Genomic DNA, 14,327 nt, shown 5'->3' with positions numbered 1-14,327 from the left:
GTTAATTTTTTTCTTTTGTATCTTATGTATAAACGGTCATGAAACTTTACTTCAAGAAGGGAAGTCTAATAGGTGAATAAGGATTTTGGGGCGGATCCGCCTTTATAGACGTTTTTGTTTATTATTTTGTGACTAACCGAGCCATCATTTGGGTACCCTGAATAACAAAAAACCGACCTTGATGGCTCGGTTTTTCTAGAATATGGGCAAAGCTAATGAGACTACCCGTTTTCAAATAAAAAGGGGAGAGGAAGCGACTGTAGGTTATCGGTTTCTTGTACCGGTTCAATATTCATTAAATATTCTAAATAACCGGAATATACCTGCGAGGCCATTCCTAAATAGTGCAATTCAGTGTGGATGGTACCCATACTATGTGAATGGAGCATATACATTTTTCATCCCTCCTTTCAAAAAAATAGGCCAGTCCCTTTAAAGGAGTCATAATCATGCATACTGGAATGGAGGTTTTGTTCGTAGGATATAAATTGATTCATTTACATATTAGAAGCCAGATTGAAAGTCTTTTACCTCTCTTTCTTCTATTACCATGCGCAATCCGCCCTTAGGCCTGAGTGAAAGGGACGTATAGGGTGTAACTTCATGATGGTCATCTGCAAGCCTTATCCTATATCGTTGAGCAATGCAAGCTAGGACAAGCACCGCTTCCATCATGGCAAAATGATTGCCAATACAAACCCGCGGTCCTCCACCAAATGGAAAGTAAGCGAACGCAGGCAGGGTTTTCATATGGTTGTTTTCAAATCGCTCAGGAATAAAAGAATCTGGTTGATGAAAATACTCTGGCTTGTGCTGCATCACAAATGAGCTTAATACAATCATATCGCCTTTTTTAAAGGAATATCCTCCTATTGTGACATCCTCCGCCACGCCCCGTGACAGGATATAAAGTGGCGGATACATACGGAGCGCCTCATGAATGATTTGCTGAGTGTATGTTAATTTCATGAAATCGTCAGGCTTGGGTGTCCGAGAACCAATTATGCTATCTACTTCATTGAAAAGCTTGGTCTGAATGTCAGGATGCTGCGAAAGGGAGTACAGTGCCCAAGAAAGTGCATTTGCTGTCGTTTCATGTCCGGCTAGAAAAATAGTCATTAACTCATCACGTACCTGTTGGTTTGTCATCCCCAATCCATCTTCATCATCACGTGCATCCATCAGAATTCCAAGCATGTCTTCATGTTTTACTGTCTCACTCTTACGTTTTTCAATGATGCTGTAAATGATTTTATCAAGTTTTTGTATCGCATTTTTATATTCTCGGTTGATTTTAGTTGGCACCCATAATGGCATACGGAAAATCGTTCTCATCCTTTTGACTGCGATTCTTAAAGCAGTTTCCATCGATTTCCCAACAAGTTCATAGCCATCCTTGAATTCCATGCTGAACATGGTCTTGCTGATGATCCCGAGAGTGATGTTCATCATATCCTTCGTAATGATCCGTTCATTATTTTGTTCCCAAGTTGAAATATAATCCATTGTAGTATCAATCATATCCTGGGCGTAATGGCTAATATGAGACTTTTTGAAAGATGGTTGAATAAGCCTTCTCTGACGCATGTGAAAATCTTTTTCACTTGTAAGTAGACCTTCACCGAGAAGTGGTTTTAATGCATTGAAGTCCTTTGATTTAACGAAGCAATTTTGTTTTGTTACGAGTATTTGTTTTATTAAATCAGGATTTGAAACAAGGTAAACATCTTGAAGTGGTCCAAATCGAAATTTAGCTATCTCCCCATATTCCTTTGCTAATCGGGAAAGAAAGCCAAGTGGATCTGTTTGAAACTCCTTTGTATGTCCAGAAATAAGCCTTCCCTTTGGAACTTTTGGAATATCGCGTAAGTCATCATCCGTATCGTTCAATATTGCCCCCCCTTTCTGTAAAAGTATTACATGTAATTATTCTATGAGGATAAGCTAAATTGGTTTGGACAAGTCAGTCGTTAAAGAAAGATGAATTATTTCTTATGGAAGGAAACCGGATAAATAAGCGAAGTAAATTTGCAACTAGCCAAAAAAAAGACCCTGGTTAAAAACACCAGAGTTTTTTTGAGATTATGACAATTGGCTAAGCGGTTGAATCAGTTTTCTGAGAAGAGGGAACGTCCAGTTGAAGACAAGGGACGCATTCAACATCTTCGTTCTTCATCGTCCCCATGTTGGAAACGATCGTTTTTTTCATTAATAGGACCACCAAATTGTTGATTGATTTCTTTAGCCACTTGATCTAAAAATTCATCGGATATTATCGGATTATTCGCATTTTTGGGCATGTGATTATCTGCAATCCTTTCTGGATACCATATGTTTGGGTCACTATAGGACGTATACGTTATCAACATAACCTCACTTACAATATATTATTCCTTTTGTGTGCAAATATTCAGGTAGGGCAAAATCCAATGGCTAGCCTTGTAAGTGTTCTTTGGAAGGGATGTTATATAAACGATAGGGGGAATTCATTCCTCATTGGGTCCGTTATGACTTGGAATTCATAGGAGATGGGGCTTAAGTGGAAATCTTTCTTAGAGGATAGAAAGTGAATAAAAGTGGAATGAAGGTAAGAAAATAATCCCATTACTTTTTAGTAATTAGGGGATATTAATATCTGTAATCCTAGTTTGTACCACTTCGATATATATTGAATGGTTGGCTATTTTTTTGTGGTCATTTGTTGCTCCATTTCAGGTGAAAATAAATCCCTTGAAAAGAATAGATTTACCATTAAAGCAAATATTAATGATACTTGAATCCATCAAGAGGTGTATATATTGCCAATTGAAAATCAAGAGCGAAAACTAATTCTTTTTGCTCTTCTTGTCATTATTTTATATCTTTCTCCCTTATTCACCCTTGGAGAAAATGCACATATTCGTGTACATGATAATTTGGATTCCAATCTTGCCTGGTATAAAGTGCTTTCAGAAAGCGGTGAGTTATTCGGAGCAATAGACGCCAAAATTCCACAAATCATGAATGGGTTGCCCCGAAATGCGTTTGGCAGTGAGTTCAGCATTATCGTGTGGCTGTATGCCCTTTTTCCGACCATGCTTGCATATACAATAAGCCAGGCATTAACAAGACTAATCGCTTTCTTTGGTATGTATATCCTATTGAGGAAACACTTGGTTACATGGCGCCAATTAGGGTGGATTAGGGTTGGCACATCCTTAGCCTTTGCCCTTACCCCATTTTGGCCTTCAGGAATGCTAAGTACTCTTGGGATGCCGCTGGCGCTTTGGGCTTTTTTGAATATTCGCAGCAAGGACCATTCGTGGAAGAATTATTTGGTCCTTACCCTTTTACCGCTTTATTCAAGCATCGTGCTTGGCTTTTTCTTTTTTCTTGTTGCAATGGGCTTTCTTTGGATAACGGATGTGATCAGGAGAAAAGGGTGGAATGTAAGATTTCTTCTTTCAATCGTATATATGACCTTCATTTTTGGTCTTGTGGAGTATCGTTTGGTCGCTTCATTCATTGTTGATTCCGAGCCAAATAGCAGAGATGAGTATTTTCACGCAAGACTTCCGCTCGAGTGGGTCATCGAGCTTACGTTCAAAAATTTTGTTTTTGGACATACGCATGTCATGACTGTGCATGCTCTCATTATCTTACCGCTTACAGTCTTTGCTCTTTATATTATTTTGACCAAAAAACTGTGGAGGCAGGAAAAGGTATTTGTTTTTTTGTTTGGCTTGAATTTTATACTCTCCGCATGGTATGCATTTTGGTTTTATAAAGGATGGCTTCCTTTAACAGAAAGGTTTCACACCTTGGATACCTTTAATTTTGCAAGATTTCACTTTTTAAGGCCGATGGTCATTTACTTAGGTTTTGCTATCGCGTTAAAAATCATCTGGGAACACAGCGATTATGCTAAGAAAACCCTTTCTATCTTCATAGCTGTTCAAATTATGATATTAATGGGTTTCAATGAAGAAATCACTCACAATAAAAAGCCATCTTTTAAAGAGTTCTATGCTGAGAGCCTTTTTCAGGAAATAAAAGAGCATATTAGCCTTCCACAGGAAGACTATCGAGTTGCGAGCATTGGTCTTCATCCTGCCATCGCTCAATTTAATGGATTTTACACGCTCGATAGCTATAACAATTTCTATCCGCTTAGATACAAACATCAATTTCGTCAAATAATTGAAAATGAATTGGCTAAGAATAAAAATATTAGAATCTACTTTGATGAATGGGGAGGGCGCTGTTACCTATTTACCGATGAGCTTGGGAAGCATTATATGTTCAAAAAAGGCTCGAAAAGAGAGCTGGAAAATTTGGAGCTGAATGTGGATGCGTTTAGAGGGCTGGGAGGCAAGTATATATTTTCTGCATTACCTATTAAAAACGCGAAGGAAAACGAATTGGTACTAGATATGATCTTCACAAAGAAAGACACCTTATGGAAAATTTATTTATATAAAGTCATGTGAAAAGGGGGGGTATTGTGAATTCACCAATATTAACGATTGTTGTACCTTGTTATAACGAAGAATGTGTTTTGCCAGATACGATTTCCCAGCTTTGTAGATTGTTGAGGAATTTAGTCGAAGAGAAGGTTGTTTCCGTTCAAAGTAAGATTTTGTTGGTTGACGATGGAAGCAAAGATCAAACGTGGAAAATCATTTACAAGGAAACGATAAACAATGAGCTTGTTCGCGGGCTAAAGCTTTCTCGGAATGTAGGTCATCAAAATGCACTCCTGGCAGGATTGTTTACAGCAAAGGAAGCGTCGGATTGTGTGATTTCCATCGATGCAGATTTGCAGGATGATATTCTGGTCATCCCTGAATTCATTCGGAAATTCACTGAAGGATGTGAAATTGTATACGGTGTCCGCCAGAAAAGGGAGCTTGATTCATTTTTTAAACGTACTTCAGCGAAAGCGTTTTATAAAATGATGAACAAGATGGGGGTTAACCTTGTCTATAACCATGCTGATTTCCGACTAATGAGCAAAAGGGCAATTGTAGAGTTGGAACGATTTGAAGAAACGAATCTTTTTTTACGAGGAATCGTTCCACTCATTGGGTTTAAGACGGCCTCTGTTTATTATGATCGAAAAGAAAGATTGGCTGGTGAAACGAAGTATCCATTGAAGAAGATGGTTGCATTTGCACTGGATGGGATTACTTCCTTTTCAGTTACACCGATCCGGCTTGTATTATGGCTTGGATGTCTTTCTTTTTTCGTAAGCTTACTTTTTGGATCATACTTTTTATGGTTAAAGTTTTATGGGCAAACAGAAACTGGCTGGACCTCATTAATTACCTCTATATGGTTGATCGGTGGACTACAGTTGATTGCTGTCGGCTTGATTGGGGAATATATCGGTAAAATCTATAATGAATCCAAACGTCGGCCTAAATATATTGTGGATTTGGATCTATTTAATCCGCTTGATTTAAAAAAACGGGAGCAACTAGACAATGAACGAAACAGTTTGGAAAAACTTTCTGGAACGCACTAATTCCTTTATCCGCTTTTTACTGGTTGGAATAGTCAATACAGCGGTTGGACTTTCCATCATGCTTTTTTTTATGAATGTTCTTGGTTTATCTTATTGGATCTCGACCTTTTTCGGCAATGGTATGGGAGCTGTAACAAGTTTTCTGTTAAACAGGAACTTTACCTTTAGAAGCGATATAGAGTGGCGTAGAGGGGCTGCCCGTTTCTTTTGCGTCATCCTGATTAGTTATTCAGTCGCGTATTCTTTAGGTCAAGCCATCGCAGAATCTATGGAAGGGTCTGTTCGTTTGTCCATACAACAAAATGTGGCTGTACTGATTGGAACAGTCTTTTATACAGTACTTAACTATATGGGACAGAAATACTTTGTTTTTAAAAAAAGTATTTTGAAACCAATTCAAGAAGGCAGGAATTAGCAGATCGAAAGGTGAGTTAGATTGAATGGAGAGGTGTTCAGGTTTGCCTTGGCGATTTCTGCGAGGCTGGTCATTTTTTCTTTTTAGGACAACCAAAATGTTCAATAATCTCTTCAATCACACTTTCTGAAAATTCAACAAAATAATATTTTCACTTTCTTTTTTAGCCAGGTATTCATCATTTTCCTTCCTTCAAATCATGTGTTTGGGTCACATATGAAGTATGCGTTATCAACATGACCTCACTATCAATAAATTATTGTATTTATGTGCAAAATTTTCATTTACTTTTCCAATTCACGGGAGTATGATAATCAACAGTTTCATATTTCTAAATCGCTGAAGTCTTTTGGCACGGGGGAACCGTTATTGGGATTGTTTTACAATTCAAGGGGTGAATCCTTAATAAGGTAGGGCTACTCAAAGGTCCGAATCCGACAGCTAACCTCGTAAGCGTTTATGAGAAGGAAGGTGGAGCTTGTGAGACAAAAAAATGATGTCTGCAGGTCTATTTAATTATGGATTGCAGGCATTTTTATTTTCTTTTTTTTTTTTTCACATGGCTGGGCAACATAAACTTATAATTTATTAAATATGGCGGTGAGTTCTTAATGTTATCTTCTTTAAAGAGGTTTTTGATAGGCAGGCCCTTAAAATCAAATGCACTTGGTGATCAAAAACTGAATAAAACAAAAGCTTTGGCGATACTATCTTCCGATGCTTTGTCTTCGGTGGCATATGGTCCGGAACAAATATTGATCGTGCTGATCACAATCGGTGTAACAGCATTCTGGTATTCCATCCCGATTGCCATTGGAGTATTGATCCTGTTAACTGCTTTGATTTTGTCTTATAGGCAAATTATTTTTGCTTATCCCCATGGTGGAGGAGCCTATGTCGTTTCAAAAAACAATCTAGGTGTCAACCCAGGGTTGATAGCTGGTGGATCTTTGTTGGTCGATTATATATTGACTGTGGCGGTAAGTGTTTCTGCCGGCACTGATGCCATCACATCTGCTTTTCCTAGCCTGCATTCCCATAATGTGATCATTGCTATCATTTTTGTCATTCTGCTTACCATCCTAAACCTAAGAGGAGTAACCGAGTCGGCCTCTGTTTTGGCCTATCCGGTGTACCTATTCGTTTTAGCGTTATTCATTCTGATTGGTGTAGGATTATACAAAATCTCGACGGGCGAAGTTAATCCTGAATTGCATGCGTCGATCGGAACACCAGTAGCGGGCATCAGTTTATTTATACTGCTAAGAGCTTTTGCATCAGGCAGCTCGGCATTGACAGGTGTTGAAGCCATTTCCAATGCGATTCCGAACTTTAAAAATCCGGCTCCTAATAATGCGGCTAAAACCTTAATAGCGATGGGTTCCTTACTAGCTGTATTATTTTCAGGAATTGTATTCTTAGCCTATTATTTAAGCATTGTTCCTAGCGCAGAGGTAACGGTCGTCTCGCAGATTGCTGAAGAGATCTTTGGACGGAATTTCATGTATTTCTTTATTCAAGGTACGACTGCATTGATATTAATCCTTGCTGCCAACACTGGCTATTCTGCTTTCCCTTTGCTTGCGGTAAATCTTGCAAAGGATAAATTCATACCAAGGGCGTTCACGATTAGAGGAGACCGATTGGGATATTCCAATGGAATTATCATTCTGGGGCTTGCGTCAATCATCTTGATAATCGCATTTGGAGGACATACAGAAAATCTTATTCCACTTTATGCGGTGGGAGTATTCATTCCATTTACGTTGTCTCAGACCGGTATGATTCTTAAATGGATACGCGAAAAGCCAAAAGGTTGGATGACGAAATTAACCATTAATTCAATCGGTGCCTTTATTAGTTTTATCGTCACGATGATATTCTTTTTAACTAAATTCAATCAGGTGTGGCCTGTATTGATTTTCTTGCCAATCATCATTATTATTTTTCATCGTATTAGAAAGCATTATGAAGCAGTTGGTGACCAACTTAGGATTACAACTTGTGAGCCTATCTTACCAATAGAAGGGAATATCATTATTGTACCTGTGGCGGGTATAACTCATGTGGTTGAAAACTCCTTAAATTATGCTAAATCCCTTTCAGCACATCAGGTTATTGCCGTTTATGTTGCGTTCGAAAGAGAGGATGAAAAAAAATTCGAAGAAAAGTGGAAGAAGTGGCAACCAGATGTTAGACTCGTCACACTGAACTCTTATTACAGGAGTATCATTCAGCCATTAACGAAATTTGTTGATACAGTTGAACATAAAGCAAGGGAATCTAACTATAAAGTTACTGTCATCATTCCGCAATTCATTCCGAAGAAAGGCTGGCACAATATTCTTCATAATCAATCTAGTTTACTGATCCGTGCCTACTTGCTTTACAGAAGGAATGTAGTTATTACGACAGTACCATATCATTTGAAAAAGTAATCTCCATTATGTTCTAAATGAAAAGAAGCAAACCTTCACACGGTTTGCTTCTTTTCATGTTTACCGCAGTTCAAGGCAGTATATGTAATAAATTTTATCACTTAAAAGGGTTTTGGAAATGCTTGTCGAAAACAATAAAAACAACACGCCTATGCTGGAAATGCCAGGCATTGAAATAATGATAAAGTTCCTGAAATGTGAAGTATATAGATGACCATTCAACCGTTGACACGTGCAGTCAATTACATGAGGTAAATCCGCAAAAAGAAAATAGGTGCGTTCCGCATTAAGAATTCCAGTTTTATCCTTCAGAGGGCTGGTCTGATCATGTAATATAATAGGAGCGTGATGATCGTTGAGCATCATTCAGAGTTACAACAACTTTGATTATTTTCCATTTCAACCGGCATTCGAGACACTTACGGATTACTATATAGAATATAAACAAAGAAATTCGGACCATTCAACTACATTATTCTATCAATTTAAAATTAATCAAGATTTAATAGAACCAATGTCTGTTATTCCAGATGGGTGCATCGATATATTATTTTATTGCGATCCCGTTAGACCCTCCGCAAATGTATGCGGGACTGTCCTAAAGTACAAAAGGATAAACTTTCAGGCTAATTGTGAATATTTCGGTGTGAGGTTTTTACCTAAACAAGAAACCCAGCTTTTTAAATATTCCATGAAGGAAGTGATTGATTGCCAAATTCCATTAGCCGATATGATCACAATTGAACCTACCATTATGGAAAGGTTAATAAATGAACAGGATTTTCGTGGAAGAATAAAGCTTTTCAAAGAAGAAATAGGGAATAATATATTTGCATGTAATGATTTGCCGGCAATTATAGATTATTCCTTGAATAAAATATATTCTACTAAAGGAAATGTAAATATGAATCAGTTGGCCGTTGAGACAGGATATTCTACAAGATACTTGCGAAAGCAATTCGACGCTCATGTAGGAATGCCGCCAAAATTATTTAGTCAAATAGTGAGGTTCCAGAACTCCCTGCATATGTTATTGAACAAACATTTCTTTACAGTATGGGATGTAATTAATGAGAATGGATATTATGATCAATCACATTTAATTAATGAATTTAAAAAGTTTGGTTACCTGACCCCTAATAAATTCATGCATACCGTCTCAAAGAAATTGTCTGACCCAACCAATTAAGTTCAATATAAGGTTTCCTGGTATATATAGATTCTAGTGACAAGATCCCGTTCAAGATGACGAGGATCTATTTTGTTTGGTTTTTTATTGTGTTATCAATAATCAGAATGTTCCGCTTTTTACAATAAAAATAAAGTGTGTAGCCTTATTGTTTTAATAGAATTGGTTGTTAAAGAAATTTCCACTCGAAAGGGGAATGATGATGGGGAAGAAGTATCAATTGTTCATTGATGGGAAATGGGTTGATTCTTTATCCGGAAAAACATTTGAATCACTAAATCCTGCAACGGATGAAGTGAATGCTGTAGTTGCCGAGGCTGGTCCGGAAGATGTTGATTTGGCAGTAAAAGCTGCACGAAGGGCATTTGAATCAGGCCCGTGGGCTGAAATGGCACCGGGAGATAGAGGGAGATTGCTAAATAAAGTGGCACAGGCCCTTTGGGAAAAAGCCGATATGCTAGCCGAAGTTGAATCACAGGATAACGGGCTGCCAATCAACGAAACGAAATTCATTGCAATGCCAGCCATGATAGATGTACTTGAATTTTATGCAGGATTAGCAAATAAAGTCCAGGGAAGCACCCTTGCTTCTCCTAATAACCGGTTCAATTTTACCCTGAAGGAGCCCATCGGCGTCGTTGGAGCCATAGTACCTTGGAACTTTCCTCTAATGTTGACGATGTGGAAGCTTGCGCCTGCTTTAGCGGCAGGCAATACGATCGTAATCAAACCAGCAGAACAAACTCCGGTGAGCATTCTGGAATTGGTTAAAATCTTTCAGGAAGTCGGAATTCCAAATGGAGTCATCAATGTCATTACGGGATATGGGAAGGTGGCGGGTGAGGCCCTCTCCTCCCATCCTGACGTCGATAAAATCGCTTTTACGGGCTCAACTCAAACTGGCCGCCTCATCATGCAAGCAGCAAGTAAGAACTTAAAACCGATAAGCCTTGAATTAGGGGGCAAATCACCAAATATAGTTTTTGATGATGCTTCCATTGAAAATGCAGTGAATGGATCCATGTTTGGCATCTTCTTCGCCCAAGGTCAGGTTTGCGCCTCCGGTACAAGACTTTTTGTGCAAGAAAGCATATATGATCGATTCATGGATTCATTCGTGAAGAAAGCACAATCGATCCGTGTAGGGAATCCTTTAGAACAAACGACCCAAATGGGTCCGCAAGTTTCTTTACAACAATTAAACAAAATTGAACAATACGTAGCGGCTGGTCTGGAGCAGGGTGCTAATCTTGTCATCGGCGGCGAAAGAAACAGGGAGGCAGGAAATGGCTATTTCTTCACGCCCACTGTTTTTGAGAACGTCACAAATGATATGACAATTGCCCGTGAAGAGATATTTGGACCGGTTTTGTCGGTGATTAAGTTTAAAGATGAGGAGGATGCATTGAGCAAGGCAAATGACACGTTGTACGGGTTGGCTTCAGGAGTATGGACCAATGATTTAAAAAGAGCGCATCGTATGGTAAGGGGACTCAAAGCGGGAACGGTTTATGTGAACACGTTTAGCATGCTCGATAGCGCAGCTCCTTTTGGCGGAAGGAAACAAAGCGGTTTTGGGAGGGAACTGGGTATCCAAGCGATGGATATGTACACGGAAACAAAAAATGTGTGGATCGATTTGAACGAGCAAGGCTTGAACTGGTATGGGGTGTAAAGGGAGTGAGCGTCTAGTCATCGCTTTCTCGCTTGCAGGTTAACTAAGTTTTCGTTTCCAGCATTCCGCTTGATAAACCGTATGATTGGGGTGGGTTCACTGAATATTGGCTATATCTTCATCATATTGAATATGGTTGTTTTAGGTCTCTCAATCCCGGCCGGAAGTGTTGCAATGGCGACCATTCCCGTATGGCTGTTTACAACCATAACGCTTGCCATCGCTTGTATCATCTTACTGCCATCAGCGAAAATATACGAGAAAATCAAGTGGAAAGAGTTAGGGTATAAAACGTACTTTGGAATATTCATGCAATCTCTTTTTACCGTTACATTATATACGGTATTCCTCCTATATGGTTTGAAATACTCTAGTGTAATAGCTGCTGGAATCATCAATAGCATGGTGCCTGCCGTAACTTTAGTTCTTTCCTTCATATTATTGGGAGAGCGGTTGAACATCCGTAAGAGCATAGCCATCATACTAGCTGTTTCAGCTGTTCTGATAATGGAGCTTGCAGGTGCGAATACGGAGGGGGAATCCAGTGAATTAGGGATTACTTTCATGATATTGGCGGTAGTTTCATTAGGATTGTTTTTTGTATATGCAAAAAAATTAGCAGTGGAAGTGCCCCCGGTGACGATGGCAGCAGGACTATGCTTAATGGGGCTGCTAACTACCTTGCCAATGGCTACTTATGAGGCAATATCTTTTGATTGGGGAAAACTGACGCCCGGTTTATGGAGTGCTGTCATTGCGTACTCATTGCTTGGTTGGGTGCTTGCTTATGTATTTACGTACTTAGGAATTCCAAAGGTACCAGCAAGCACCATAGGGATGGCAACGGCAATCATTCCGATTACGGCGACGCTATATGCCGTGTTATTCCTAGGTGATGAATTACGAACGGTAGATATCATTGCTACTTTACTATTAATTATTTCAATATTCATAGCTGAATCAAAAGAAAGAGAAAAGGTAGGAAATGAGCTAACGCCAACTTTCGAAAAAAAGGATGCAATAGGAAAATAAAAAACGTTGGAATTTGGAAGTCAGTTTGTAAGAAAAGATGACCGTAATAGATAGAACGAATATTTTACCTAAAAGGAGAGGGTACGATGGAAAGAACATCAAACTTGAAAGTAGCGAGGGGAAATCATCCGCTTGATCCATTATCGGCAGAAGAACTTGAGTTGACGGTCAAGATTTTAAAACGTGATAAAGAAATGGATGACCAATACCGTTTTGCTAACATTAGCTTACTGGAACCGGCAAAATCCATTGTTTTGAATTATCAGGATGAAGAACAAATCAAGAGAGAAGCATTCTGTATCGTTCTCCATAATAAAGAGGGAAAGACATATGAGGCTGTCGTTTCTTTAACGGAAGGCAACATAAAATCATGGAAACTGATTCCGGGAGTGCAGCCATCCATCATGGCAGATGAATTCATGGAGTGTCAAGAAGTCGTGAAAAGCCACCCGGAGATGATAGAGGCCCTTGCTAAAAGGGGGCTTACGAATATGGACAATATTATGGTAGATCCATGGTCTGCGGGGAATTTTGGGATTGAAGAAGAAGAGAACGTTCGAATCGTAAGGGCTTTATGCTATTACCGTACATCATTATATGATAATGGGTATGCACGCCCCATTTCAGGATTATATGTCCTAGTAGATTTAAATAAGATGGAAGTCATCAAGATTGTGGATAAAGGTGTCATACCGTTTCCACCGCTTGATGGAAATTATACACCCGATCAAGTCGGGAAAATGAGGCAGGATGTAAAACCTTTAGAAATCATCCAACCGGAAGGTCCAAGTTTCACGACAAAAGGCCATGTGATCGATTGGCAAAAATGGAAGATTCGTTTTGGTTTCAACTCTCGTGAAGGTCTTGTTCTTCATACGGTCAGTTACAATGATGACGGAGTGCATCGGCCAATCCTCTATAGAGCATCTTTATCCGAAATGGTGGTGCCTTATGGTGACCCAACAGATCCGGTGAACAGGAACAATGCTTTCGATGCAGGGGAATACGGAATCGGCATGTTGGCTAATTCACTGGAACTTGGATGCGACTGTCTAGGTGAGATCAAGTACTTTGATGCGAACCTGGTGGACAGTAAAGGGGATGTCATTCATATCAAAAACGCCATTTGCTTACATGAGGAAGACTTTGGAATTGGTTGGAAACATACGGATTGGAGGACCGGTCATGTTGAAGTCCGCCGTTCAAGAAGACTGGTCTTATCAAGCATCTCGACAGTCGGAAATTACGAATATGGATTTTATTGGTATTTCTTTCAAGACGGGACGATACAGTTTGAAGTGAAGTTGACAGGCATATTGCATACACAAGCCATCGAACCAGGCCAAAAGCATCCACACGGCAATTTGGTTGCTCCTCAATTATTTGCAGCACACCATCAGCATTTCTTCAATATGAGGCTGGATATGATGGTTGACGGAAGCAATAATTCAGTCTATGAGGTCAATACAAAAAAGATGGAGAAGGGGCCGGACAACCCATATGGCAATGGTTTCTACCCGGTTTCGACTCTGCTAAAACATGAAACGGAGGCAGTTCGAGATCTGGATTTGCGAACTGCGCGCTTCTGGAAGATTGTCAATCCATCAAAAACGAATAGATTGGGAGAACCTGTTGGTTATAAATTGTTCGCAGGTGAAAATTGTTTCCCGTTCGCCGATGATGATTCGCCCCTTTTAAAACGGGCTGGATTCTTAAAGCATCATTTTTGGGTGACGCCATTCGATCTGGAAGAAAAGTTTGCATCAGGGCGGTATCCAAACCAACATGCAGGGGGAGAAGGTCTGGAAGAGTGGGTTAAAGCCGATCGCTCCATTGAAAATGATGACGTTGTGGTCTGGTATAACATGGGTCACCATCATATAACCCGGCCTGAGGATTGGCCGGTCATGCCGACTGCATATATTAGCTTCATTTTGAAACCAGTAGGCTTTTTCGATCGGAATCCGGCTCTTGACGTGCCTCCATCAAAACCAAAGAATTCGGCTTGCCATATGGATAATAACACTTCCTGTCATTGAAGAATCGGCCGTCTCACAAAAATAGCTCTTACT

11 protein-coding genes and 1 riboswitch are annotated in these 14,327 nt (G+C 39.5%); of the genes, 8 read left to right on the top strand and 3 right to left on the bottom strand.

The window, feature by feature from the left end; all coding sequences use genetic code 11:
* Positions 1-221 precede the first annotated feature (221 nt).
* From LQ203_RS08780 to LQ203_RS08770, 3 genes are all read right to left on the bottom strand, one after another.
* Positions 222-395 (bottom strand): hypothetical protein, encoded by a 174-nt coding sequence (locus tag LQ203_RS08780; RefSeq protein WP_230157267.1) that lies wholly within the window; start codon positions 393-395, stop codon positions 222-224.
* Between the two features lie 109 nt (positions 396-504).
* On the bottom strand, positions 505-1,890 hold the full coding sequence (locus LQ203_RS08775) for a cytochrome P450 (RefSeq protein WP_230157265.1): 1,386 nt from the start codon (positions 1,888-1,890) through the stop codon (positions 505-507).
* A gap of 266 nt (positions 1,891-2,156) precedes the next feature.
* On the bottom strand, positions 2,157-2,366 hold the full coding sequence (locus tag LQ203_RS08770) for a hypothetical protein (RefSeq protein WP_230157263.1): 210 nt from the start codon (positions 2,364-2,366) through the stop codon (positions 2,157-2,159).
* Positions 2,367-2,804: 438 nt separating this feature from the next.
* Here LQ203_RS08770 and LQ203_RS08765 point away from each other — a divergent pair, with 438 nt between their 5' ends.
* From LQ203_RS08765 to LQ203_RS08730, 8 genes are all read left to right on the top strand, one after another.
* Positions 2,805-4,469, top strand: coding sequence for a DUF6044 family protein (locus LQ203_RS08765; protein WP_230157422.1), 1,665 nt, complete (start codon positions 2,805-2,807; stop codon positions 4,467-4,469).
* 14 nt (positions 4,470-4,483) lie between these two features.
* The gene (locus LQ203_RS08760; protein ID WP_230157261.1) at positions 4,484-5,506 is read left to right on the top strand and encodes a glycosyltransferase family 2 protein; all 1,023 of its coding nucleotides are present in this window, start codon (positions 4,484-4,486) and stop codon (positions 5,504-5,506) included.
* The gene (locus tag LQ203_RS08755; RefSeq protein WP_230157258.1) at positions 5,466-5,921 is read left to right on the top strand and encodes a GtrA family protein; all 456 of its coding nucleotides are present in this window, start codon (positions 5,466-5,468) and stop codon (positions 5,919-5,921) included. The genes LQ203_RS08760 and LQ203_RS08755 overlap by 41 nt, the downstream gene beginning before the upstream one ends.
* Positions 5,922-6,248: 327 nt before the next feature.
* Positions 6,249-6,392, top strand: a riboswitch (cyclic di-AMP (ydaO/yuaA leader).
* Positions 6,393-6,532: 140 nt separating this feature from the next.
* Entirely contained in the window at positions 6,533-8,359 is a 1,827-nt protein-coding gene (locus tag LQ203_RS08750) for an APC family permease (protein ID WP_230157256.1), read from the top strand.
* Between the two features lie 355 nt (positions 8,360-8,714).
* Entirely contained in the window at positions 8,715-9,548 is an 834-nt protein-coding gene (locus tag LQ203_RS08745; RefSeq protein WP_230157254.1) for a helix-turn-helix domain-containing protein, read from the top strand.
* 202 nt (positions 9,549-9,750) lie between these two features.
* Positions 9,751-11,223, top strand: coding sequence for an aldehyde dehydrogenase family protein (locus LQ203_RS08740; RefSeq protein ID WP_230157253.1), 1,473 nt, complete (start codon positions 9,751-9,753; stop codon positions 11,221-11,223).
* A gap of 81 nt (positions 11,224-11,304) precedes the next feature.
* A complete protein-coding gene (locus tag LQ203_RS08735; RefSeq protein WP_230157251.1) occupies positions 11,305-12,255 on the top strand; it encodes a DMT family transporter in 951 nt (316 codons plus the stop codon).
* A gap of 86 nt (positions 12,256-12,341) precedes the next feature.
* Entirely contained in the window at positions 12,342-14,294 is a 1,953-nt protein-coding gene (locus LQ203_RS08730) for a primary-amine oxidase (protein WP_230157249.1), read from the top strand.
* Positions 14,295-14,327 lie beyond the last annotated feature (33 nt).

Origin of the sequence: Peribacillus sp. Bi96 (assembly GCF_918698115.1) — a bacterium.
Classification (GTDB): domain Bacteria; phylum Bacillota; class Bacilli; order Bacillales; family DSM-1321; genus Peribacillus.
Note: the sequence above shows the minus strand (reverse complement) of the source record. Positions and strands in the feature narration are given on the sequence as shown.